This is a genomic window from Novosphingobium nitrogenifigens DSM 19370, from assembly GCF_000192575.1.
Lineage (GTDB): Bacteria > Pseudomonadota > Alphaproteobacteria > Sphingomonadales > Sphingomonadaceae > Novosphingobium > Novosphingobium nitrogenifigens.
In genome coordinates, this window is record NZ_GL876926.1 from 985,627 (window position 1) to 1,009,244 (window position 23,618).

Here is a 23,618-nt window from a genome sequence, read left to right on the forward strand (position 1 = left end):
CTTATGCCTTGGATCAGATGCTCAGTGAGCCGCCTGCTGCAGGTAGGCGATTACGTCGGCGCGATCCTTCGCATCGGGCAGGCCAGCGAAGGGCATGCGGGTACCCGGCACGAACTTGGTCGGCGAGGTGATGAACTGGTCGAGGTTACCCGGGGTCCACACCACACCCTTGGCCTTCATCGCGGGCGAATAGGCGAAACCGGCGATCGAGCCCGACTTGCGGCCCACAATGCCCTTCAGCGTGGGGCCCAGCAGGGTCTTGCCGGTGTTGAGGTCGTGGCAAGCAGCACAACGGGCGAAAACGGTCTTCCCGTGGGCAGCGTCACCCCCGGCAGCATTGGCGTTGGTTGCAATCCCGGCGGCGGCGAGCGCGGCACCAGCAAGCATCACGGCGGCAAACTTCATGTCAAAAACTCCCCTAAGGACCGTATTTGCTTACGCGCCCATGGCTGTCGGCGGGCTGAATAGCCACTTCTTTTTTAGCGATCACAGTTTGCCGTTCAGGCTGGCTGGGTCAAGAGCCCCAGTGCCGGGATGCCGACCGAACGGCGACCGCCGTAATCGGTCCGCACAACGATCAGCCCCTGACGCTCGAGATGGTCGAGCAAGCGGCGGATACGCCCCGACGAACGCGTGCCATAGACTTCGGCCAGACGATCGTCGTCCGGACAGACCGCGCCCTCGCTTGCCGCAACCGCCAGCACCAGGAACGGAGCCAGGAGATCGTCGGGAACATCGGCCGAAAGAGCGACGATTTCTCGCCATTGCGGCGCCTTGTCATCGGGAATGCCCGCGATCGCCATGGCGAACCGGCGACGGAACGCTGCAAGATCGATCCCGCTGTTGGTGATCCGCGCCATGCGGCAACGCACGGTGAAATCCTGGAAAAGCTGGGCGGCAGGCTGGAACGTGCAATCGGGTTCGACCGCCATTTCGGCGAGAATCTCGACAATCGCGCTCGCGTTTTCTTCTGCTTCGAACAGACTGGGTTCAACCGGACGCTCGACCTGTTCGGCAAGCGGCTGGCTGTCCTCGATCTGTTCGAGCAATTCACCGGCATCGACCACGGGTTCAGGGACAGGCGCAGGACGCGGCGCCATTTCGGGCATGCTGACTTCGGTCAGCAGCAGGTCCTCCATTTCCGAGCCTGCCACATTGGGCAAGGGCATCAACCCGTGCACCACGTTGCGGGCGCGAGTCTCGACATCGGCAATCCGCACGGAAACCGGGCGCCGCGCGATCGCGGGCCCGAGGCCGAGGAAGTGCCCGCGTTCGAGATCACGGATGGTTTCGGCCTGCTTGCGCTCCATACCCAGAAGATCGGCAGCGCGCGCCATGTCGATGTCGAGAAAAGTGCGCCCCATCAGGAAGTTCGAGGCTTCCGCCGCGACGTTCTTGGCAAGCTTGGCCAGACGCTGGGTTGCGATCACACCTGCCAGACCGCGCTTGCGCCCGCGGCACATCAGATTGGTCATCGCGGCCAGCGAGAGGCGCCGGACATCATCGGCCACGTCACCGGCTGCGGCAGGCGCAAACATCTGCGCTTCGTCGACGACCACCAGCGCGGGATACCATTCGTCGCGCGGCGCATCGAACAGCGTGTTGAGGAACATCGCCGCGCACCGCATCTGCGATTCGATTTCGAGACCGTCGAGAGCCAGAATCACCGAGGCACGATGAGTGCGGATGCGGGCGGCAATGCGCACGATCTCGGCCTGATCATAAGCCGATCCGTCGACCACGACGTGACCGAAGCGGTCAGCCAGCGACACGAAGTCGCCTTCCGGGTCGATCACGACCTGCTGCACCAGATTGGCGCTCTGTTCAAGCAACCGGCGGAGAAGATGCGACTTTCCGGACCCGGAATTACCCTGCACCAGCAGGCGGGTCGCGAGAAGCTCTTCGATATCGATTCTGATCGGCGCACCGGAACGGTCGGCGCCGATGACAATGGCTGCGCTCACAAGGGGACGCTTTAACGAAGGAACCCGGCGCGGCAAGCCCCGGATGCCCGGCTATCCACCCCTTTACGCAAGGAGTGGATGGCCGGGCGACCGATCGGTCAGTTGCGGATCAGGTAGTCGAAAGCCGACAGGGCCGCCTTGCTGCCTTCGCCCATCGCGATGATGATCTGCTTGTAGGGCACGGTGGTGACGTCCCCGGCGGCGAAGACGCCGCGCAGATTGGTTTCGCAACGCGCGTCGATCTCGATCTCGCCACGATTGCTGAGCGCGAGCGTACCTTTCAGCCATTCGGTGTTCGGCACCAGACCGATCTGCACGAAGATCCCTTCGAGCGGGAGCGTGTGTTCTTCCCCGCTGACACGATCACGATAGACAAGGCCGGTCACCTTCTCGCCGTTGCCGTTGACCTGCGTCGTCTGCGCCGAGGTCACGACCGTGACATTGGGCAGGCTGTGCAGCTTGTCCTGCAGCACGGCATCGGCGCGCAGCTTGCTGTCGAACTCGATCAAGGTGACTTCGGCCACGATCCCGGCAAGGTCGATCGCCGCCTCGACGCCGGAATTGCCGCCGCCGATCACCGCCACGCGCTTGCCCTTGAACAGCGGGCCGTCGCAATGGGGGCAATAGGCGACCCCCTTGTTGCGATAGTCGTCCTCGCCGGGGACGCCCATCTGACGCCAGCGCGCACCGGTCGAGAGGATCACCGTCTTTGCCTTGAGGCTGGCGCCGTTTTCCAGTTCGACCGTGGCGAGGCCATCGCCGTTCGCAGGCTTGAGAGCGACAGCCTTCTGCACGTTCATCACGTCGACTTCATAGTCCTTGACGTGCTGCTCGAGCGCGGCGGCCAGCTTGGGTCCTTCGGTATGGGGCACCGAGATGAAATTCTCGATGGCCATGGTGTCGAGCACCTGTCCACCGAACCGTTCGGCAACGACACCCGTGCGGATCCCCTTGCGCGCGGCATAGATCGCCGCTGCCGCACCGGCAGGACCGCCGCCGACGACCAGAACGTCGAAGGGTTCCTTGGCCGCGATCTTTTCGGCCGCGCGGGCGACCGAACCGGTGTCGAGCTTGGCGACGATCTGCGCCAGATCCATGCGCCCCTGCCCGAACGGTTCGCCGTTCAGGAACACCGTCGGGACGGCCATGATCTTGCGCCGTTCGACTTCGTCCTGGAACAGCCCGCCGTCGATGGCGACGTGGGTCGCTTCGGGATTGAGCGCGGCAATGATGTTGAGCGCCTGCACCACGTCGGGGCAATTCTGGCACGACAGCGAGAAGAACGTCTCGAAATGCAGCGGCCCCGGCAGGGCCCGCACCTGATCGAGCAGTTCGGCGTCTTCCTTGGGCGGGTGTCCGCCGACATGGAGCAGCGCAAGAATGAGCGAAGTGAATTCGTGTCCCAACGGGAGCCCGGCGAAAACCGCCTCGGCGCGTCCTTCATCGGCGCGGATGGCAAAGCTGGGGCGGCGTGCATCGGTTCCGTCGAACCGCGCGGTGACCTTGTCGGAGAGCGCGGCGATTTCGGTGACAAGCGACTTCAGATCGGCGGACTTGGCATCTTCACCCAGGCTGGCGACCAATTCGATCGGCCGGCGCAGGTTGGCCAGGTAAGCCTTGAGCTGGGCAGTGGTGGCAGCATCGAGAATGGGCATGGCAGTTCACTCTTGAGCGGACGCGCGGGATCGGCGCGCACAGCGCGGGACAAAAACGACTGGGATCGCAATGGGTTCGAGCCGAAGCTCGTGTTTCAATGTCAGCATTTGCATGCCGACCATATCGGCCGAAGTACCGGACGGCCACCCGAGTGGGATCGGCAGCCGCCCGGCAAAGATCCGGGGCGCTTTCGGCGTGGGATCAGGCGCCCCGGTCAAAAAGCGGGCATTCGATCAAGGAGCGGCCCGAAGACAGGAACCGCCCTGTCGAATGCCCCAATCAATCAGATCTTGCCGACGAGGTCGATCGACGGAGCAAGGGTCGCTTCGCCTTCTTCCCACTTGGCCGGGCAGACCTGACCGGGGTTGTTGCGCCAGTACTGCGCAGCCTTGATCTTGCGGACGAGTTCTTCCGCGTTGCGGCCCACGCCTTCGGGGGTAATTTCGACCAGCTGGATCACGCCGTCGGGATCGACCACGAACGTGCCGCGATCGGCAAGGCCGACGCCTTCACGCAGGATGCCGAAGTTGTTCGACAGGTCGTGGTTCTGGTCGCCGACCATGTAGTAGTTGATCTTGGCAATGGCCGCCGAGCTGTCGTGCCATGCCTTGTGGCTGAAATGGGTGTCGGTCGAAACGCTGAACACTTCGACGCCGAGGCCCTTGAGCTCTTCGTACTTGTCGGCAAGGTCTTCGAGTTCGGTCGGGCAGACGAACGTGAAGTCGGCCGGATAGAAGAAGAAGACGGCCCACTTGCCCGCGATATCGGCGTCGGTCAGGTCGACGAACTTGCCCTGATAGAAAGCGGTGTTCGCAAACGGCTTGAGCTTGGTACCAACGATGGACATGGTCTTGAGTATCCCTCTCTTGCGGTTGGGTGTTGCGGTTGCCAGAACCTGTGAGCCGGGAGTTATGCGCTGCGGCTGCCATTTTCCAATGATTGATTCCGCCCAGATTGATTGAGCTTTTCGATCAATCTGCAAAAATTCCCGGACTTCCTGAGGTTTTGCAGGATTGCGCCGCAAAGGTTGCGTGTTTGCGACAGCGCCATTCCCCCGTTTTGCGGGCAAAAAGGGCAAGGAAGGCCGCAGCATGGCGGGAGCGAGGTGCAAATTACATTTCATGCAATGCACTTTTCAAACTTTGCACTTGCCTCCCGTCAGGCTATTACCGATTTCTGAAAACGAAACGGTTTCGTTCCATTAAGGCATTTTGACGACATGCCGGACTCGGAACCGTCGCAAACGCACCAGCAGGATTCCCGATGACCGACACGCCGGACCAGTCCCACACGCCCGCCGAGCAGAAAACTGCCCGTCGTCGCCTGCTTGCCCGCGCGGGGATCGTCGCGCTGGTCATAGGCGGAGGCCTGGGCATCTATGCCTATGTCGGCTACCTCAATCACGGCCAGTACGTGCAGTCGACCGATGACGCCTATGTGAAAGCCGACGGCATCACGATCAGTTCCAAGCTGTCAGGCTATGTCACGGCACTCAAGGTCGCGGACAACCAGGCGGTCAAGGCCGGGGACCTGCTGGTTCAGGTCGACCCCACCGATTATCGCATCCGCCTTGCCCAGACCAACGCGCAGGAAGACGTGGCCCGCGCCGGACAGGCAACGTCCGAAGCGGCCGTGACCGAAGCCGAAGCCGGTGTCGAGCAGGCTTCGGCCGCTCTTGCCACGGCCCAGCGCGACCTTGCCTTCTATAGCGGCGAAGTGGCGCGCTATCGCCCGCTCGTCGCCTCGGGATCGGAACCCAAACAGACGCTCGACCAGTACATTTCCAACCGGGACAAGGCCGCAGCCCAGGTCGCGGCGCAGAAAGCCGCCGTCGACGCCGCGAAGGGCAAGCTCGCCTCCGCGCAAGCCCAGTTGGGTCAGGCCGCCTCGCAGATCGAGGCCGCCGCCGCGCAAAAGGATTCGGCCAAGACTGACCTCGGCTTCACCCGCATCCTCGCCCCCATCGGCGGCACCGTTGCATCCTCATCGGTCCGGCTTGGCCAGTTCGTCCAGCCCGGACAGCGGCTGATGACGCTGGTCCCGGTTCAGGCGATCTATGTCGAGGCCAATTACAAGGAAACCCAGATCGGCCTGATGCGTCCGGGCCAGCCTGTCACGATGGAAGTCGATGCCCTGCCCGGCGTCGAGTTCCACGGCACCGTCGCCAGCATCACGCCGGGAACGGGCGCCAACTTCTCGTTGGTGCCGCCCCAGAATGCCACCGGCAACTTCACCAAGATCGTGCAACGAGTGCCGGTGCGCATCCACATCGACGCGGGACCGGAAGCACGCCGCGTGCTGGTCCCCGGCCTGTCGATCAAGGTCGATGTCGATACGTCGTCGGCCAAGGGTGCGATCCGCCAGATCCGCACCGAACAGAAGCAGGACCGGTAAATGAGCGCCGGGAAAGGCGCGGCTGCCGCCCCTCCTCCGCCGCATAACCCCGACAAGGCGGATCTGACCGCGTGGCTGGCCGTGATCGCCGGGGCCATCGGCGCCCTCATGGCGACGCTCGACATCTCGATCGTCAATTCCGCACTTCCGACCATTCAGGGGGAAATCGGCGCATCCTCGACCGAGGGAACGTGGATCGCGACGTCCTATCTGGTCGCGGAAATCATCATCATTCCCCTGACCGGCTGGCTTGAGCGAGTGTTCGGCCTGCGCCGTTTCCTGCTGGTCATGGCCTGCCTGTTCACCCTGTTCTCGATTGCCTGCGGCCTGGCCTCGACGTTGCCCGAGATGATCGCCGGGCGCGTCGGACAAGGCTTTACCGGCGGGGCGATGATCCCGACCGGCATGACCATCATCGCCACCCGCCTGCCTCGTCCGCAACAACCGGTCGGCACCGCGCTGTTCGGATCGACACTGATCATGGGGCCGGTGCTGGGACCGCTGCTGGGTGGTTGGCTGACCGAGAACTACAGCTGGCATTACGCCTTCTTCATCAACATTCCGGTCTGCATCGTGCTGATGATCTTCCTGATCGTCGGCCTCAAGCACCAGAAAATGCAGCTGGAAGAACTGCTCCACGCCGATTGGCTGGGCATTCTGGGCATGGCGGCAGGGCTTGGCGGCCTCACCATCGTGCTGGAGGAAGGCAATCGCGAGCAGTGGTTCGAATCCACGCTGATCTGGCGTCTGAGCGCGGTAACCGCCGCAGGCTTCATCATGATCGGCCTGGGACAGGTCTTTGCCAAACGGCCGGTCGTCCGGCTTGCCCTGCTGCGCAACCGGGCCTTTGCCGCCGTCTTCGTGCTCGGCCTGGTGGTCGGCTCGGTGCTTTACGGCACGTCCTATGTCATTCCGCAGTTTCTGGCGGCAATCGCAGGATACAATGCACAGCAATCGGGTGGGATCGTGTTCCTGTCGGGCATTCCGGCCGCGATGATGATGCCGCTGTTTCCCATTCTGGTCGCAAAATTCGACTTGCGTGCGGTCGTCGCGACCGGCCTTCTGCTGATGGCGGCCTCGTGCTGGTTCGACACGACACTGACCGCGCAATCGGACGGATCGGAATTCGTGATCTCGCAATTGCTGCGCGGACTGGGTCAGGCGCTGTCGATGCTGTTCCTCAACCAGGCCGCGATCGCCAGCGTGAAACCCAACGAAGCAGGTGACGCCTCGGGCCTGTTCAATGCCGCACGCAACCTCGGCGGTTCGATCGCGCTCGCTCTCCTTGCCACCTTGCAGGAACGCCGCGTCGAATTTCACCACTGGACGATCTACAGCGCGATGCCTGCCAACGATGTCGGCATTCAGGATTGGGTCGCCAGCGAGACCGCGAAGTTCGGAACCGGGTTCGAAGCTGTCGACGGCGCAATCCGCTCGATCGATTCGACCGTTCTGCGCGAGGCCATGGTGATGAGTTTCAGCGATGAATTCACCGCCCTCGCCGTTGCGATCGTGATTGTCGTTCCGCTTGTCCTGCTCCTGCGCCCACTTCCCAAGGGCCCTCAGAAGATGGCGATGCACTGATGTCCGCTTCCCTTACCCCGCGCTTTCGGAGCGGCCTTTCCCTCGCTGCTCTCGCTCTCCTTCTCGCCGGATGTACAGTCGGGCCGGATTACCATGGCGTGCCCGCCGTCGCGCCCAATGCGGCGCAACGCACCACGTTCCTGCGCGCACCTGACGCAACCGCCGCCACCGCGCCTTCGGCCCAATGGTGGGAAGCCCTCGGCGACCCCATACTCGACGATCTGGTGGCCAAGGCGTTGAGCGGATCGCCCACGCTGGCCGCAGCCCAGGCGCGGATCACGCAGGCCCGCGCCAATCTTGCCGCGACCAATGCCGCCTTCACGCCCAAGGCCAATGTCGGCGCATCGGCAGCCGAAGTCGCCCTGCCGGGCGCCTTCACCAACGACAAATCGCGGCTGTCGAAGCAGATCTACGCCGAGAATTTCGACGCATCGTGGGAACTCGACTTGTTCGGTGCCAATCGCCGTCGGTCCGAAGCCGCACGCGACCGCATGGACGCCGCCCAAGCCTCTGCAGCCGACGCGGCGGTCTCGCTCTCCGCCGAAGTCGTGCGGACTTATGCCGAGCTGCGCGTGGCGCAGGCGCATGCCACCCTGCTGGACAAACAGGTCGATCTCGACCGCCGCCTGCTCGATCATGCGACGCAGCGGTTCAAGCTGGGCACGGTCGGATCCCAGGATGTCGACGAAGCAAAGAGCGCGCTCGCCCAGAGCGAAAGCGACACGAGCGACACCGGTGCCCAAATCACGGTTCTGGCCGACCAATTGGCCGTGCTGATCGGGCGCGAACCGGGAGCTCTCGACGACCTTGTCGCCCATCCTGCCCCGCCACTCCATGTCCCGAGCACGGTCGCCATCGGCGATCCCGCGCGCCTGCTGCGCAGCCGCCCCGACATTCGCGTGGCCGAACGGCAGGTTGCTGCCGCCAATGCCGATGTTGGCGCCCACATCGCCGACCGTTTTCCCAAGGTCACGTTCACCGGCATTCTCGGCCTTGGCGGAACCAGCGTGGGCGACGCGTTCAACCCCGGCAGCCTCGTCGCGCTGGCGATGCCCCAGATCAAGTGGAACATCCTCGACGGCGGCCGCACGGTCGCGCTCAAGCGCAATGCCCGCGGCGCCCTTGTCGAGGCCGAGGCGAAATATCGCGGCACCGTCCTCGACGCGCTCGAGGACGCGGAAGCCTCGCTCACCCGCTTTGGCAGTCAGCGCATCGCGCTGGCGAAGGCCGCCGAGTCGCGCGAGGCTGCCGAACACCTTGCCGGGCTCCAGGTCCAGCGCGCCCAGGGCGGAACGCTTTCGCGTGCCGATGCCCTCAAGGCCGAGCGACAGGCCCTGCGTGCAAAAATGGCTGAAATTTCCGCAGGCGGCACTTTGACCAGCGATTTCGTCGCCGTCGAAAAGGCCCTGGGCCTTGGCTGGGAGGCGCAGAAATGAGCCGTTTTCGTTCCGTTTATAGCCTCTTGACCACGCCGAAATTTCAGGCACTTTTCTATTCCTATAAGCCATTAAGGCATAAGGATGGGAAGGATGAACTGGGTCTCGAACCTGGGCCGGCGTTTCTTGCAGGCCTATTCGGAGGGGCTTGCCATGAGCTGCCCCATGAGCTTCACGCCGGACGACATGCCGGCTGCCATCGACTTGCCGCAGGATAATATCCGTGCATCCCTGCGATCGGAATTCCGGCAAACCGGACTCGGCGAACTCGGCAGCACGCTTCGGCATTGAACCGACCGTAAGCAAAGCCCCGCACCATCCCGACGAACTCTCGGCCGACCACAATCCCGCCGACGAGAGCACGGACGACCCCCATGTCGCATCTGGCGTGCGACGGGGCCGTCCGTCAGTCGCGGAAGCCGAAGCCCTTTCAGGCAAGATCCTCGACGCCAGTTGGGAAGTATTGCTAACCGCAGGCTTTGAAAACTTCACGTTCGACCGCGTTGCCCGTCATGCCCATATCGGGAAAGCGACAATCTATTCGCGCTTTGCAGGCAAGGCCGAGCTGATGGAAGCGCTCTTGCGCCACCGGATCGGTCGCAAAGCGAACATGATCGAACAACCCGGTAGCGAATATACGATCGAGGAGGCCTTTTGCATCAAGGCCGCCAACACCATCAAGATGCTGTTCTCGCCCGACGGCGTCCTGCTCGAACGCCTGATCGACTGGCTCGACCAGGAAGCGGGCGACCATCACCCCAACATGCGCGGCATGGCCTATCGCAACGCGATCGAGACGATCACCCGTTCACTCGAAACCGGTCTGCGCGGCAGTGGCATCATCGTTGCGGACGTCGCCCAGACCGCCCGTTTCTGGCTCGAAGGCCTGATCGGTCATGCCCGTCTTGCCGGGACAGAGGGTGCGTCGTCTCCATCCGAGATCGAACGCTGGGCGCAGGCCTATTCACGCTTCTTTTTCGCCGGGCTCCGCGCGACGTCCGTGCCGGGCTGAAGGCGGTTCGTCGATCGCGGATTGGGAGTGTCATGCGTCCGGCCTAACACGGGGCAACGCATCCGCTTATCAGGAGGAAGCCACTTCATGGCACCCAACAGTCCGTGGCAGAATGCCCGCAATCCCATGCTGGCCGACGACGTCGATTTCGCGATCAAGGGCCACGACCTGCAATTCGTCGAGATCGAGCTCGATCCCGGCGAAAGCGCTGTGGGTGAAGCCGGAGCGATGGTGTGGAAAGACGCCTCCGTCGAAATGACGACCGTCTTCGGCGACGGGTCCGAAGCGGCCGACAATGGTTTTATGGGTAAGCTGCTGGGTGCGGGGAAACGCCTGCTGACCGGAGCGACGCTGTTCACCACGGTCTTTACCCATCGCGGCACCGGCAAAGCACGCGTCGCGTTCGGCGCGCCCATTCCCGGCACTGTCCTTCCCCTTCGTCTTGCCGACCTGGGCGGAACGCTGATCTGTCAGAAGGACAGCTTCCTCTGCGCGGCGCGAGGCGTTTCCATTGGCATCGCGTTTCAGAAACGGATCATGACCGGCCTGTTCGGCGGTGACGGCTTCGTTATGCAGCGGCTGGACGGCGACGGCTGGGTCTTCGTTCAGATGGGCGGCACCCTGATCGAGCGCGAACTGGCGCCAGGCGAACAGATCCACGTCGACACCGGCTGCCTTGCCGCCTTCACGCCCTCGGTCGATTTCGACGTGCAGGCCGCAGGCGGGGTCAAGACCATGCTGTTTGGTGGCGAAGGCGTGTTTCTGGCTCGTCTGACCGGCCCCGGCAAAGTCTGGATCCAGTCGCTGCCCTTCTCGCGCCTTGCCGGACGGATGCTTGCCGCCGCCGTTCCGGGAGGCGGTGACCGACGCGGCGAAGGCGGAGCCTTTGGCGCCTTCACCGATTTCATCGAACGCAGTTGAACGGTTGGCGCGGGAGCGATCGTGCTCCCGCGCCTTCACGCCATCAGAACGAAGCGCGCACCGTCGCGCCGTAAGTCCGCGGATCGCCGAGCTGTCCGACGATCAGGCCGGTATTGCCCGACGCTACCGACAGCTGTTCGAAATAATTGGTGCCAAAGGCATTACGCACCCAGCCATAGATGTCGAAGCCATGATCGGTGCGGAAACCGATACGGAAATTGGTCAGCGTATAGCCGTCAACCCAGGTATAGGCCGAAGGCGACGGGTTCGACGAGAATGCCGAACGATAGCTGCCGTCGACACCGGCATAGACTTCGCCGCTCTTGCCGAAAACGCTCGCCGGAAGATTACCTTCGGCGCCATAGGACAAGGTCAGCTTCGACACGCCCGGCAAGCGCTGTCCGGAAATGTCGCACGAAGTCGGGCTGACGCCGCCTGCGGTTCCCGCCGGAGAAGCCGTCGCCCCGCTGCTGCCGCCCGAAAGTTCAGGCGGGCACGGCGCATTGGTGAACCGGACATATTTGGCATCGTTGTAGGCGCCGTTGAAATAGGCGTTGATGCGCGAGGACGGACGCACCGACAGGTCCCATTCGAAGCCTTGCACCCGCACCAGACCGGCATTGGCGACATAGCCGCGCAGCGCGCTTTGCTGCCCGTTGTTGACGCTCGCCTGATAGTTGTGAATTTCGGTGCGATAAGCGTCGAGGTTGAAGGTCACTCGACGGCCGAGGAACTGCGTCTTCACCCCGGCTTCGAAATGATCGACCGCTTCGGGCAGGACCGTCGCGTATTGCAGGAGCGGCGCCCCGCTAGAATCAGCGGGCACCCCGTTGAGATTGACCCCGCCCGACTTGAACGTGTGCGCATAAGATCCATAAGTGTGGATGTCGCGCGTCACGGCATAGCTCGCCGTCACGTCGTACGAGAAATTCCAGGCGCTGTAGCGCGCATCGAACTGCTCGGGCGCCAGCTGCGACAGCTGATCGAGTTCAGCCGCGGTGTTGTTCGCGGAAAACTGAACCGAATTACCCGCCGCATTGGTCACGGTCGAATTGTAATGGCCGCTCTTCCAGTCATAGTTCAGACGCAGGCCGGGCTGGATCGACAGCTTGTCGGTGACTTTCCAGGTCAGCTGACCGTAAAGCGCCGCACTGGCGTTATCGAGCGCGATGTTGTTGGTCGAAGTCAGCCCGTCGAGGCAATTGGTGTTGTAGCAGGCACTGGCCGAAGTCGTTGGCTTGAGCAACCACTTGCTGGCCGCCGAACCCTGTACCTGCAAGCCCTGCGTACGCACCTGCTGGTAAAAGCCAAAAGCGCCGACGGTGAAATCGATCCGCTTGCCTTCATGGGCCAGGCGTACTTCCTCGCTGTACTGATGCTGCTGCGACGGGTTCTGCGACACCGTGGTGATCGGCAAGCCGAGGTAATCGCGATCGCTCGACGGATCCCAGTGCCAGAAACGCCACCCGGTGATCGACGTCACCTTGCCGAGGCCGGTGTCGATTTCGGCCTTGAGCGAAAGACCGCCGCTTTCGTTGAGCGCGCGAAGCGGGGTATCGAGATCGGCGATCCGGTCGAACGGATTGGTGCTGGGCACCGTATAGCCGAGCGTCGAGGCGAGCTGTGCATACTGACGGTTTGCCGCCCTTTGCGTCGTTCCGACACGGGCATAGACAAGGCCGCAGCATTCCGGGTTCTGACGGCTCCAGTCGCCCGACAGCGTGAATTTCACACTGTCGCTCGGCTTCCACAGCACTTGCGCGCGGCCGCCGATGTTGTTCTGGCCATTGATCGAATGGCCGGTTGCCTGATTGTAGACGGTGCCGTTGCGATTGGTCGACGACAGCGCGAAACGGACGGCGACCTTGTCGCTCAGCGGGCCGGAGACCGCGCCCTTGAACTGGTTGAACCCGTAATTGCCGACGCTGGCTTCGGCACGGGCGGAAAAGTCGAACGTGGGCGCGCGGGTCGTGATGTCCACCGCGCCCGCCGTCGTGTTCTTGCCATAGAGCGTACCCTGCGGCCCGCGCAGCACTTCCACCCGATCGACGTCGAGGAAGTCAAACGTCGCCGATGCAACGCGCGCATAATAGACGTCGTCGACATAGATGCCGACGCCTTGCTCGATACCGTCATTGGTCAGGCCCAGCGGCGATCCGAGTCCGCGAATGTTGAGCGAGGTGTTGCGCGGGTTCTGCGAATAGAATTGCAGCGTCGGCGTCAGCTGCTGGATGCGGCCGATGTTGAAACTGCCCGTGCGGTCGATGTGTTCGCCGCTCAGAACCGACAGCGAGATCGGCACCGCCTGCGAGGTTTCCGCGCGATGGCGGGCCGTAACGAGGATGATGCCGCCGTCCCCTTCGTCAGCGGCCGCAGAGGTCGTGGCGGCCGTCGCAGCCTGAGGCGCCGCATCCGCCGACGCGGCCATCGCGGGCGCGGCGGCGACCAGCGCGAGCGGTGCGACACCGATGAGAAGCAGCTTGGAATTGGGCATCAGACATTCCTCTTGAGCCGCACGGCAACGATCCGCAGCGACATAGCTATGACGAACGATTTTCAGGAAACGGCCCGATCCTCTGGCGAAACCCTTCGGAATTACGGCTTTTCCCCGCCGTTTTCCCGACCCGATCCCGCCGCGAGACCCTCCCTGTCCCCCGAAACGCACAGCCATTCTTATACTCTACTTTTAAAGTAGAAATAGAAGGAGTTCTTTGCGCGGACAAAGCGTCGCTTTCGCGCCCGGAGCAACCATCTGTTGAGGAGCCATTTATCGGTCTTGCCAGCACGCCCTGCCGGTGTGCAAAAGTCGCACAGGATGTAATTCGGGAGTCATCAAGGCTGACCATGGCCGCAAGAAAATCGACACAGCCGCGAAAGGTCGCCACGATGCACACCGAGGACACGGACGCCCATATCCCCATGCAAGTTGGGGAAAGCCCCGAACCTCCGGTCGCTGCTCCTCCGCGTCCGCTGCCCGCCGATCGGTTCTTCAATCGCGAACTCAGCTGGCTCAGCTTCAACCGGCGCGTGCTGGCCGAAGCGCAGAATCCGAATTACCCCTTGCTCGAAAGGCTTCGCTTCCTCTCGATCTCGGGCAACAACCTCGACGAATTCATGATGGTCCGCGTCGCGGGCCTTGCCGCGCAAGTACGGCGGCAGATTGATGAGGTCTCGACCGACGGCCTGACGCCCAGCCAGCAATTGCAGGGCATTCACGGCGCCATCAGCGATCTGGTCAAGGCGCAATACGACATCTTCACCGAGCTGTGCACCCTGCTCGAAGCCGAGGGTATCCGCCTCATTCAAGGGCGCAAGCTCGACCGCAGCGAAGGCGAATTCCTCGCTGATTATTTCGAGCGCCACGTCCTGCCCGCGCTGACGCCGCAGGCAATCGACCCTGCGCACCCCTTCCCCTTCATCGCCAATCAGGGCAGCGGGATCCTGTTCTCGCTGGTCCGCATTGCCGATGGGGCCGAAGTCAATGAAATGGTGCTGGTCCCGCCCGCCCTTCCCCGCTTCGTCCGTCTGCCCGGACAACCCGCGACCTGGATCGGGATCGAGGAACTGATCCGACGCAAGGCTTCTCGCCTGTTCCCGGGCTTCCGCATTCAGGGCCACGGCATTTTCCGCGTCCTGCGCGACAGCGACATCGAGATCGAGGAAGATGCCGAGGATCTCGTCCGCTATTTCCGCACTGCGATCCAGCGGCGCCGACGCGGCCGGGTAATTCTGCTCACACTCGAAGACCAGTTCGATCCCGAAGCCGAGCAGATGCTCCGGCAAAAGCTGCGGCTCGACTATGCCATCGTGATCAAGTCACCCGGCCCCCTGTCGATGAGCGGGCTTTCAGCTCTCGTCGACGAAGAGCGTCCCGATCTCAAGTTCGAGCCTTATAGCTCGCGTTATCCCGAGCGCGTTCTCGAACACAATGGCGACTGTTTCGCGGCGATCCGCGAAAAGGACATCGTGATCCAGCATCCGTTCGAAAGCTTCGACGTGGTGATCGACTTCCTGCATCAGGCAGCGTCCGATCCCGATGTCGTCGCGATCAAGCAGACTCTCTATCGCGCGGGCAAGCAATCGGCGGTCATCGCCGCGCTGATCGCCGCCGCCGAAGCGGGCAAGTCGGTGACGGCAGTCGTCGAGCTCAAGGCCCGTTTCGACGAAGAGCAGAACCTCCATTGGGCAAGCCAGCTCGAACGCGCCGGGGTTCAGGTGATCTACGGCTTCGTCGACTGGAAAACCCATGCCAAGGTGTCGATGGTCGTGCGCCGCGAAGGGGACGAATACCGGACTTACTGCCACTTCGGCACCGGCAATTATCACCCGATCACTGCCCGCATCTATACCGACCTGTCGTTTTTCACCGCCGACCCGCGCTTTGGTCGCGATGCCGGACTGCTGTTCAATTTCATCACCGGTTATATCGAACCCAAGGGCATGGAGATGCTGGCGATTTCGCCCGGTGGCGTGCGTGCCCGGCTCTATGAATGCATCGATCGCGAAATCGCCTATGCACAGGCAGGCAAACCCGCGACGATCTGGGCCAAGCTCAACGCCTTGACCGACAGCCGCCTGATCGACCGGCTTTACGCCGCCAGCCAGGCAGGTGTTTCGATCAGCCTGGTCGTGCGCGGCATCTGCTGCCTGAAACCGGGCGTTCCGGGGCTGTCCGAGACGATCTCGGTCAAGTCGGTCATCGGCCGCTTCCTCGAACACAGCCGCATCTGGGCCTTCGGCAACGGCTCGGCCCTGCCCAACAAGCGGGCGCGGGTGTTCATTTCCTCTGCCGACGGGATGACCCGCAATCTCGACCGCCGGGTCGAAGTCCTTGTTCCCCTTCGCAACGGCACCGTCCACGATCAGGTGCTCGATCAGGTCATGCTCGCCAATCTTCTTGACACCGAACAAAGCTGGCAGCTTGACGCTCATGGTAACTACCGCCGAACCGATCCGGGACCGCAACCGTTCAATGTGCATCGTTATTTCATGACCAATCCATCGCTTTCCGGCCGTGGCGCCGCGCTCACCAAGGGACGCAAAGTGCCCAAGCTCGCCTTGCGCCGTGGCGGCGCGACAACCGCCTGAGCACGTCATGAGCCACCCCGAGCGCCGTCCCCGCCGCGTTTCTCCCCGCGCGATCGTGGACATCGGATCGAATACCGTGCGGCTTGTCATTTATGGCGGGCCGCTGCGGGCTCCCGAAGTGCTGCACAATGAAAAAGTGACCGCTCGCCTTGGCAAGGGCGTGGCGGAAACCGGGCTCCTGTCTGAACGCGCCTCGGCTGCCGCGCTTGCGGCGCTCGCCCGCTATCGCACGCTGTTGACACTCAAGGGCGTGGAACGGATCGACGTCGTTGCCACCGCTGCGGCACGTGACGCGGCCAATGGTGGCGAATTCCTCGAAAAGGTCGCAGCCCTCGGCTTTGCGCCACGCCTGCTGTCGGGCGAAGAGGAAGCGGTCACGAGCGCCCACGGCGTCCTCGGCGCCTTTCCGGGTGCGAAAGGGATTGTCGGTGACCTCGGCGGCGGCAGTCTCGAACTGGTGGATATCGACGGCGATTCCTGCCGCCACGGCGTCTCGATGCCCTTGGGCACATTGCGGCTCAGTGCCTTGCGCGCAGGGGGCGACCGCATCTTTGCCCAGACTGTCGAAAAGGCCCTGAAAAAGGCGGACTGGGCAGCGGAACCGGGCGCCACGCTCTATCTCGTCGGCGGCTCGCTGCGGGCCTTTGCCCGCTATGCGATGGCCCAGATGAAATGGCCGATCGACGACCCCCACGGCTTCGCGCTCGATGCGCCCGAGGCGATCAAGTTTGCCAAGGCACTCGCCCGACGCAAGGTCGACACGCTTTCACCGCTCCCTGGCCTTTCCACTGCCCGCATGAACAGCCTTCCCGACACGGCGGCACTGCTGGCGGTGCTGATCGAATGCCTCGAACCGGGGAAACTCGTCTTCTCCGCCTGGGGGCTGCGCGAAGGCGTCCTTTACGAAGACATGCCTGCCGCCGTGCGCGGACAGGACCCGCTGGTCGCGGGCATGTCCGCCTTCGTCGAAGAACTGGGCGTCCATTCCAACATCGGCGTAATGGTCGCGGGCTGGACCGTTGCGGCCCGCCTTGCCGAAGGAAGCGAGCGGCGCGAACGCCTTCGCCTCGCGGCCACCATGTTGTGCCTTGCCGCTGCCACGGTCGAGCCCAACTTGCGCAGCGAGATCGCCCGCAACTGGGCCTTGCGCAAACGCTGGGTCGGGGCCGGAACCCGCGAACGCATCATGCTGGCGGTCGCCATGATCGCCCATACCGGCAAGCTCGAGATTCCCGCGCGCCTGACTTCGTTGATTTCGGCAAGCACCCTGCGCGAAGCTCAGGCCTGGGGCCTTGCCACCCGGCTATGCCGCCGTTTCACCGGCTGTACCGCGCCTGCCCTTTCCGGCAGCCATCTTGCGGTCGAGGAAGACCGCCTGGTCCTCACCGTACAGCCCCCGATCCGGCCCCTCATCAACGATGGCGCCGAACGCGATCTCAAGGCACTCGCCAATCATCTCGGCCTCAAAGCGGAAATCCGCTGACGCGTCACCCTGCCCGGGCTTCGCGTGCAGCCTCTTCCTCTGCCGCAGCCAACACGCGCAGGACATTGCCCGACCAGATCTTGGCAATGTCCTCGCGCGTGTAGCCCGCCTTGAGCAAGGCTGCGGTGATCCGGGGCAGATACGTCACGTCTTCGAAACCGGTCGCGCCGCCGCCACCATCCCAGTCGGCGCCGATGCCGACATGGTCGACACCCGCGACCTTGATCGCGTGAAGCAGGTTGGCCATCACGTCGTCGAACGTCGCGCGCCCGGTTTCGGGATAGCGCCGGTCAATCTCGCGCCGGTCGGCAAGGTACGCCGCGCGTTCGGCCGGGGAGAGATTGCGGCTCTCAGGGTACTTTTCCTCCAGCGCCTTCATCGCCGCCTCGCGCGCGGGATTGGGCGCCGACGCTTTCACATAGACCGAGTTGATCTGGATGACGCCGCCTTTCGCTGCCAGCACGCGCAAGTGAGCATCGTCGATATTGCGTGGATGATCGAACACGGCCCGGCATCCTGAATGAGACAGGATGATCGGTGCCTTTGACAAGGTGAGCGCGTCTTCCAACGCCTTGTCCGAACTGTGCGACAGGTCCGCAACCACGCCCAGTCGGTTCATTTCGGCCAACAGGCCCTTGCCCGCCGGACTCAGTCCGCCCCACTTTTCCTTGTCCGTCGCGCTGTCGGCGAACTGGTTGTTCCGAAAATGGGCAAAGCCCGACATCCGCACGCCCAGACGGTAATAGGTCCGCAACAGGGTAATGTCGTCGCCCAGCGGCCAAGCATTCTCGATGGACAGATAGACCACCCGGCGTCCGCTCGCGGCAATCCGCGCGGCATCGGCCGCCTTGTCGGCAAGGGCGAAAGAGGCAGGATGTGCGGCCACCATTTCACGGATGGCAACCGCACGCATGAACGCGGAATCACGCGCTGCCCGCGTCGTCTCCGGATCGAGCGCCCCTTGCGGCGTGTAGACGGCCCAGAACCCGCCACCCAGATTGCCCTGCTTCATCCGGGGCAGGTCGACTTGCGTATAATCGGTGCGGGGATCGTGGCGAACCATGATCGACCAGCCCGGAATGACAAGCGAGGCCGGTGTATCGAGATGGGTGTCGAGCGTCAGCAGCGAACGATGAACGGCCAGCGCCGCCGCATTGACGCCGGTTCCCCCCGACGCCGAACTCGGCTTTGCATCGGCAGGGACCGTCGTCAGCGCACCGGCGGCAAGAACAAGACCGAGCCCGCAAAACGAACCCATGGCAAGACGACCGGGACGAAGCATGGAACCTCCAGAAACATGGCAAGAGACGGCAGCACCATCATCCTGCCTTGCCTCAAGAAAAACGAGTTCTGCCCGAGACGCCAACTCTTTCTTCATCTTGGAGAAAACTTCATGATAGGAAGAGGGCTGCTTCTCCACTTTCGACCCCCTGCGAGGTGTGCGATGGGCAATACCGACGATGACCCTTCCCCCTTCGCGCAACGGCGGCGGGCCGAGCGTTCCCGCATCGAAGCCAAAGTGCAATATCGGCGATCGACCGTGCGCATGGTCGGCGCGACGCTCGACCTCTCGTGCGATGGCGCGCGGCTCTCCACCCCGGAACGCCTGCGTGTCGGCGAAACCTTGTGGATTACCCTACCGGGATTACCCCCGCGGCAGGCAAGCGTCGTGTGGGTCGACAATTTCGAGGCGGGCTGCCGGTTCGAACAACCGTTGCACCCGGCCATCCTCGACACGATCCTTGCGGGGGGAAGCGGATAACCGCGCCTTCCCCTTGGCCGCATGCTTGTCTAGGAGACATCCATGCTTCGCCTGACCGAACTCAAGCTCCCGCTCGACCACTCCGCCGACGACCTCGAAGCCGCGATCTGCGACCGGCTCGGAATCGAGCGCCCCGGCCTTGTCCGCTACAGCATTGCCAAGCGCGGTAACGACGCCCGCCGCAAAAGCGCGATCCAGCTCGTCTACGCCATCGATGTGACGCTTTCCGACGAAGAGGCGGTTGCCGCCCGTCATGTCGGGGACAAGGATGTGCGGCCAACGCCCGACACCGCCTACCGTTTTCCGGTCATGGCTCCCGCAGGCTGGGACGGACCGCGTCCGGTCGTGATCGGCGCCGGGCCTTGCGGATTGCTGGCAGGCCTGATCCTTGCGCAGATGGGGCTGCGTCCGATCATCGTCGAGCGTGGCAAAGCCGTGCGCGAGCGGACCAAGGACACCTGGGGCCTGTGGCGCCGCTCGGTGCTCGATCCGGAATCAAACGTGCAGTTCGGCGAAGGCGGCGCAGGCACCTTTTCAGACGGCAAGCTCTACAGCCGGATCAAGGACCCGCGCCACCTCGGTCGCAAGGTTCTGGTCGAATTCGTGAAGGCGGGGGCGCCCGACGACATCCTTTACGAAGCGCATCCCCATATCGGGACGTTCCGCCTCGTGACCATGGTCATGAGCATGCGCGAAACCATCGAGCAACTGGGCGGCGAATACCGTTTCCAGACGCGCGTCGAGGATTTCGAAGTCGAAGAGGACGCAAGCGGTCAACGCCAGCTGGTCGGCCTCCACTTGTCCGACGGCAGCTTCCTGCCCGCGCGACATGTCGTGATGGCGGTTGGTCACTCTGCACGCGACACCTTCGGCGTCCTCCATGCTCGCGGCGTCCACGTCGAGGCCAAACCCTTTGCCATCGGCGTGCGCATCGAACATCCGCAAAGCTGGATCGACCGGGCGCGCTACGGCACATTTGCGGGGAACAAGATCCTCGGCGCGGCGGCCTATTCGGCGACCCATCAATGTTCGACCAGGCGCACGGTCTACAGCTTCTGCATGTGTCCGGGCGGACGCGTGGTTGCCGCGACCAGTGAAAAGGATCGCGTCGTCACCAACGGCATGAGCCAGTATTCCCGCGCGGAATTCAATGCGAACTCGGGCCTTGTCGTCGATATCGATCCCTCGCGCGATTATCCCGGCGGCCCCCTTGCGGGCATCGAGTTCCAGCGAAAATGGGAAAGCCTCGCCTTTGTCGCGGGCGGCGGCAGCTATCGCGCGCCGGGACAGAAAGTCGGCGACCTCCTTGCCGGGCGTGCATCCTCGGGAGATTTCGGCACGGTCGTGCCTTCGTACAAGCCGGGCGTCCACCTGACCGATCTGGCCCAGTGCCTTCCCGACTACGTCCTCGCCTCGATCCGCGAAGCGCTTCCGGTCTTTGGCCGTCAGATTCCGGGATACGATCACCCCGACGTCATCATGACCGGCGTTGAAACCCGGACTTCGTCACCGGTGCGGATTCGCCGTGGGCCCGATTTCCAGAGCATCAACACGCGCGGTCTTTATCCTGCAGGCGAAGGGGCCGGATATGCCGGAGGGATTCTTTCGGCTGCGGTCGATGGAATCAAGGTTGCCGAAGCACTGGCTCTCGATCTCCTTGCCCCGGCAGAAGCGAACAAGGTCTCATAGGATAAGAGCGCCTTATGCCCCTTTGAACAGGCGGACGACCATTTCACCGATAATTATACAGAACTTTCATAGGATTGCATCCAAGATTCCGCGAACATCGGCCATATAGTTGCAAATCATGCAACCGGAATTTCCCGCTTCTCACTTGCACCGGGACCGCTGATCAACCATTTGGAGCAGGCCTTTCAGGCATCCTCTCCCAAAACTTCCAAGGCCGGCCGGGCAACTGGCTGGCCATTTTTTTGGTCCTGTGGCGACGGTCTTGCCGTCAAGCGCCCGAACTGCGCCGTGCCCCGGCCATCAGCATCTCGCGCAAGTGTTCGACCGGAGGCAGATCGGTCGTGTCGAGATCTGCAATCGCATCGATGGCATCCTCGCCATAACAATGCGCCAGGGCGATCAGTTCCGGCCGGATCTGCGGCAGATGACCGGTTGCGTCCCGGGGCCCAGCGAAGACGCGCACTACCGGCAATCCGGGGTCGTGCAGATCCTCGTCCACGACCATGGCGAGCCGCCCGGAGCGAAGGCGCACGAACGATCCGATCGGATAGACGCCCACGGCCTCGACGAAACGGGACAACATGTCCTGATCGAGAACGTCGCACATCGCGCGCAATCGCTCCACGGCCAGAGCCGGATCGACCAGGGCATGTCCGGACAGGCCACAGACCATGTTGTCATAAAGGTCGCAGATCGCGGCCATGCGACCGAATGAGCCGATTTCCTCTCCCCGCAAGGCATGGGGATAGCCGCTGCCGTCGAGGCGTTCGTGATGTTGCAGGCAACCGGTGATGACCGCAGGAGGAATGTCGCCCGCCGCTTTAAGCAGGACATGCCCGTGCAGGACATGCCCTTCGCCGATCTCGTCGGGCAGATCGCGGTAATCGGCAACGCCCGCTTCGGCGGTCAGATGCGCAAGACCCATGTCCATCAGCAACCCGACCATCCCCGCCTGCCGCGTTTCTTCCGCCGAAAGCTGCATTCGCCGAGCAAGCGCAACCATCAATGCGCAAACCGCCAGCGCATGGCGATAGAGATGCAACTGATCGCTCTGACATCGCAGAACGCCGTGAAAGGCATAGATATTGCGCTGGATCGAGGCATAGACCTCGTCGACGACAGGTTCGATATCACCGGCGGCAACCCGCTTGCCCAGGCGCGCTTCAAGGAACAGGCGATTGACCGCCTTGCCCGCCTGCCGGGCGAGCCGCTCGGCCTTGACGATCTCGTCCGACAAGGCAGCCCGCGCCCGCATCGCGCCCGCTCTTTGCGGTGGGGGCATCACCGGCGTGGGGTTCGCGACGCCTCCAGCGACACCTGCAGCCTCGGTCACGACGACCTCGGGCTCCTCCACCACATCGACACCCTTTTCGGTATCGATAAGCACAGTCCGGACCGAGCTGCCCCGAAGTGTTTCGAGAGTTGCATCGTCGAGCAGAAGGAAACGTGATTTCCAGAACGGGTGGCGGAACCAGTTCCCTTCAAGCCGGTGGATGAACATCCCCAGTTCGACCTGATCGATGGAGATCCGCCTCAACATGTCCCGTCAGTCCTCTTGGAGGAACTTCGTGCCTCCAAACTGCTGAATATGGGAAGGTTTGGCGATTACGTGTTTACCCTATAGGCTTTGGACGAAGCCCTGTTCTGAATGAAAGAAATCGAGATCTACAGTTCAGCGAGCAGTGCATCGGGGTGATCGTCATGTCCCAGTTCGACGAACTGGTCGAGCAACCAGCGCGCGGCGGGACCGGGTGGCAAATCGCGCCGCCAGATCCCCGAGAGACGATAGCGCCCGCCGGTGTGATCGGGCAGGTTCAGCCGAACGAGGGCGCCGGTTTCGAGATCGGATGCCACCATCGGCAGCGGCATGTTACCCCACCCCACCCCTTCGCGCAGCAAGGCGTGCTTGGCCGAAAGGTCCGCAAGCCGCCATGTCTTGGGACTGAGCACTGCGAAATCGCGCCCCTCGGTAAAGCGGGATCGGTCCGACAGCACGAGTTGAATATGATCGCGCGCAACGCCGGGGGGAATGGACGACATCCGGCCCAGCGGATGGTTGGGCGACGCAACCGGCACCATCAGGGTCGATCCCGCCGCGACTGCCTCAACACCCTCGACTCCCATCGCCAGCGGCCCCGAGATTCCAATCGAGGCTGTGCCATCAAGAACCAATGCCGCGACAGCGCCGAGAGCCTCGACATGAAGGCGTAACTGCACCGTCGGAAACGTCTCGGAAAAAGAGCGCAGCACGCGCCCGAGCCGTTCGGCGGGCAGCATGACATCGACCGCAAGATCGACTTCAGCCTCGAGCCCGTCGAGAAGCCCTTTCACTTTGGCTCTCAGGCCATCCAGTCCGGCCGAGATCGTGCGCGCCTCGGCAAGAAGAGCCCGTCCCGCAACCGTCAACTGCGGCTTGCGCGTGCCTTCACGCTCGAACAGCGTAAGCCCCAGTTGCGCTTCCAGATTGGCGATGCCGTAGCTGATGACCGAGACCGCGCGGTTGAGCTTGCGTCCGGCCGCCGCGAAACTGCCGGTATCGACAATGGCCAGGAAAATGCGCAGCTGATCAAAGGTCGGGGTCCCCGGAGAAGCCATGCGCGACGGATTCCTTTTCGAAAAGGTCGAACGG

At 63.1% G+C, this 23,618-nt stretch carries 18 protein-coding genes; 10 read left to right on the plus strand and 8 right to left on the minus strand.

Annotation, left to right across the window (positions count from 1 at the left end; genetic code table 11):
• Positions 1-21: 21 nt before the first annotated feature.
• From Y88_RS04745 to ahpC, 4 genes are all read right to left on the minus strand, one after another.
• Positions 22-405, minus strand: coding sequence for a c-type cytochrome (locus Y88_RS04745; RefSeq protein ID WP_008066764.1), 384 nt, complete (start codon positions 403-405; stop codon positions 22-24).
• A 95-nt stretch (positions 406-500) separates the two neighbouring features.
• A complete protein-coding gene (locus Y88_RS04750; protein WP_008066765.1) occupies positions 501-1,964 on the minus strand; it encodes an ATP-binding protein in 1,464 nt (487 codons plus the stop codon).
• 98 nt (positions 1,965-2,062) lie between these two features.
• Complete coding sequence (gene ahpF, locus Y88_RS04755) at positions 2,063-3,619, minus strand: alkyl hydroperoxide reductase subunit F (RefSeq protein WP_008066767.1); 1,557 nt, start codon at positions 3,617-3,619, stop codon at positions 2,063-2,065.
• A gap of 284 nt (positions 3,620-3,903) precedes the next feature.
• Complete coding sequence (gene ahpC / locus Y88_RS04760; RefSeq protein WP_008066769.1) at positions 3,904-4,467, minus strand: alkyl hydroperoxide reductase subunit C; 564 nt, start codon at positions 4,465-4,467, stop codon at positions 3,904-3,906.
• Between the two features lie 416 nt (positions 4,468-4,883).
• On the opposite strand from ahpC, the gene Y88_RS04765 reads away from it, so the two are divergent.
• The 6 genes from Y88_RS04765 (at position 4,884) to Y88_RS04790 (ending at position 10,967) form a co-directional block, all read left to right on the plus strand.
• Positions 4,884-6,014: an HlyD family secretion protein gene (locus Y88_RS04765; protein ID WP_008066771.1), complete on the plus strand. Its 1,131-nt coding sequence runs from the start codon at positions 4,884-4,886 to the stop codon at positions 6,012-6,014.
• The gene (locus Y88_RS04770; protein ID WP_008066772.1) at positions 6,015-7,598 is read left to right on the plus strand and encodes an MDR family MFS transporter; all 1,584 of its coding nucleotides are present in this window, start codon (positions 6,015-6,017) and stop codon (positions 7,596-7,598) included.
• Positions 7,598-9,034: an efflux transporter outer membrane subunit gene (locus Y88_RS04775; protein ID WP_081458630.1), complete on the plus strand. Its 1,437-nt coding sequence runs from the start codon at positions 7,598-7,600 to the stop codon at positions 9,032-9,034. The genes Y88_RS04770 and Y88_RS04775 overlap by 1 nt, the downstream gene beginning before the upstream one ends.
• A gap of 93 nt (positions 9,035-9,127) precedes the next feature.
• Positions 9,128-9,325, plus strand: coding sequence for a hypothetical protein (locus Y88_RS04780; protein WP_008066779.1), 198 nt, complete (start codon positions 9,128-9,130; stop codon positions 9,323-9,325).
• A gap of 97 nt (positions 9,326-9,422) precedes the next feature.
• Positions 9,423-10,046: a TetR/AcrR family transcriptional regulator gene (locus Y88_RS04785; RefSeq protein WP_008066780.1), complete on the plus strand. Its 624-nt coding sequence runs from the start codon at positions 9,423-9,425 to the stop codon at positions 10,044-10,046.
• Positions 10,047-10,133: 87 nt separating this feature from the next.
• Positions 10,134-10,967, plus strand: a complete 834-nt coding sequence (locus tag Y88_RS04790) for an AIM24 family protein (protein ID WP_008066781.1) — start codon at positions 10,134-10,136, stop codon at positions 10,965-10,967.
• A gap of 43 nt (positions 10,968-11,010) precedes the next feature.
• On the opposite strand, the gene Y88_RS04795 is transcribed toward Y88_RS04790, so the two are convergent.
• Entirely contained in the window at positions 11,011-13,461 is a 2,451-nt protein-coding gene (locus tag Y88_RS04795) for a TonB-dependent receptor (protein ID WP_008066782.1), read from the minus strand.
• Between the two features lie 425 nt (positions 13,462-13,886).
• Between Y88_RS04795 and Y88_RS04800 the strand changes: the two genes are divergently transcribed.
• Both Y88_RS04800 and Y88_RS04805 read left to right on the plus strand, forming a co-directional pair.
• Positions 13,887-16,055 carry an RNA degradosome polyphosphate kinase gene (locus tag Y88_RS04800; RefSeq protein WP_232280914.1) on the plus strand — a complete coding sequence of 723 codons (2,169 nt, stop codon included), beginning with the start codon at positions 13,887-13,889 and terminating at the stop codon, positions 16,053-16,055.
• Positions 16,056-16,062: 7 nt separating this feature from the next.
• Positions 16,063-17,538, plus strand: coding sequence for a Ppx/GppA phosphatase family protein (locus Y88_RS04805; RefSeq protein WP_008066786.1), 1,476 nt, complete (start codon positions 16,063-16,065; stop codon positions 17,536-17,538).
• Between the two features lie 4 nt (positions 17,539-17,542).
• Here the strand turns inward: Y88_RS04805 and Y88_RS04810 are convergent, their stop codons facing one another.
• On the minus strand, positions 17,543-18,820 hold the full coding sequence (locus Y88_RS04810) for a dipeptidase (RefSeq protein WP_008066787.1): 1,278 nt from the start codon (positions 18,818-18,820) through the stop codon (positions 17,543-17,545).
• Positions 18,821-18,982: 162 nt separating this feature from the next.
• On the opposite strand from Y88_RS04810, the gene Y88_RS04815 reads away from it, so the two are divergent.
• Together Y88_RS04815 and Y88_RS04820 are read left to right on the plus strand one after the other, a co-directional pair.
• Positions 18,983-19,300, plus strand: coding sequence for a PilZ domain-containing protein (locus tag Y88_RS04815; protein WP_008066788.1), 318 nt, complete (start codon positions 18,983-18,985; stop codon positions 19,298-19,300).
• Positions 19,301-19,342: 42 nt separating this feature from the next.
• On the plus strand, positions 19,343-20,989 hold the full coding sequence (locus Y88_RS04820) for an NAD(P)/FAD-dependent oxidoreductase (protein ID WP_008066789.1): 1,647 nt from the start codon (positions 19,343-19,345) through the stop codon (positions 20,987-20,989).
• Positions 20,990-21,257: 268 nt separating this feature from the next.
• Here the strand turns inward: Y88_RS04820 and Y88_RS04825 are convergent, their stop codons facing one another.
• The gene (locus Y88_RS04825) at positions 21,258-22,529 is read right to left on the minus strand and encodes an HD-GYP domain-containing protein (protein ID WP_008066790.1); all 1,272 of its coding nucleotides are present in this window, start codon (positions 22,527-22,529) and stop codon (positions 21,258-21,260) included.
• A 125-nt stretch (positions 22,530-22,654) separates the two neighbouring features.
• On the minus strand, positions 22,655-23,584 hold the full coding sequence (locus Y88_RS04830) for a LysR family transcriptional regulator (protein ID WP_008066792.1): 930 nt from the start codon (positions 23,582-23,584) through the stop codon (positions 22,655-22,657).
• Positions 23,585-23,618 lie beyond the last annotated feature (34 nt).

What these genes read in the sequence shown, in the direction of transcription:
- Y88_RS04745 (WP_008066764.1), bottom strand. Translation starts at nt 405, where the DNA reads ATGAAGTTTGCCGCCGTGATGCTTGCTGGTGCCGCGCTCGCCGCCGCC.
- ahpF (WP_008066767.1), bottom strand. Translation starts at nt 3,619, where the DNA reads ATGCCCATTCTCGATGCTGCCACCACTGCCCAGCTCAAGGCTTACCTG.
- ahpC (WP_008066769.1), bottom strand. Translation starts at nt 4,467, where the DNA reads ATGTCCATCGTTGGTACCAAGCTCAAGCCGTTTGCGAACACCGCTTTC.
- Y88_RS04765 (WP_008066771.1), top strand. Translation starts at nt 4,884, where the DNA reads ATGACCGACACGCCGGACCAGTCCCACACGCCCGCCGAGCAGAAAACT.
- Y88_RS04770 (WP_008066772.1), top strand. Translation starts at nt 6,015, where the DNA reads ATGAGCGCCGGGAAAGGCGCGGCTGCCGCCCCTCCTCCGCCGCATAAC.
- Y88_RS04775 (WP_081458630.1), top strand. Translation starts at nt 7,598, where the DNA reads ATGTCCGCTTCCCTTACCCCGCGCTTTCGGAGCGGCCTTTCCCTCGCT.
- Y88_RS04780 (WP_008066779.1), top strand. Translation starts at nt 9,128, where the DNA reads ATGAACTGGGTCTCGAACCTGGGCCGGCGTTTCTTGCAGGCCTATTCG.
- Y88_RS04790 (WP_008066781.1), top strand. Translation starts at nt 10,134, where the DNA reads ATGGCACCCAACAGTCCGTGGCAGAATGCCCGCAATCCCATGCTGGCC.
- Y88_RS04795 (WP_008066782.1), bottom strand. Translation starts at nt 13,461, where the DNA reads ATGCCCAATTCCAAGCTGCTTCTCATCGGTGTCGCACCGCTCGCGCTG.
- Y88_RS04800 (WP_232280914.1), top strand. Translation starts at nt 13,887, where the DNA reads ATGCAAGTTGGGGAAAGCCCCGAACCTCCGGTCGCTGCTCCTCCGCGT.
- Y88_RS04805 (WP_008066786.1), top strand. Translation starts at nt 16,063, where the DNA reads ATGAGCCACCCCGAGCGCCGTCCCCGCCGCGTTTCTCCCCGCGCGATC.
- Y88_RS04810 (WP_008066787.1), bottom strand. Translation starts at nt 18,820, where the DNA reads ATGCTTCGTCCCGGTCGTCTTGCCATGGGTTCGTTTTGCGGGCTCGGT.
- Y88_RS04815 (WP_008066788.1), top strand. Translation starts at nt 18,983, where the DNA reads ATGGGCAATACCGACGATGACCCTTCCCCCTTCGCGCAACGGCGGCGG.
- Y88_RS04820 (WP_008066789.1), top strand. Translation starts at nt 19,343, where the DNA reads ATGCTTCGCCTGACCGAACTCAAGCTCCCGCTCGACCACTCCGCCGAC.
- Y88_RS04825 (WP_008066790.1), bottom strand. Translation starts at nt 22,529, where the DNA reads ATGTTGAGGCGGATCTCCATCGATCAGGTCGAACTGGGGATGTTCATC.
- Y88_RS04830 (WP_008066792.1), bottom strand. Translation starts at nt 23,584, where the DNA reads ATGGCTTCTCCGGGGACCCCGACCTTTGATCAGCTGCGCATTTTCCTG.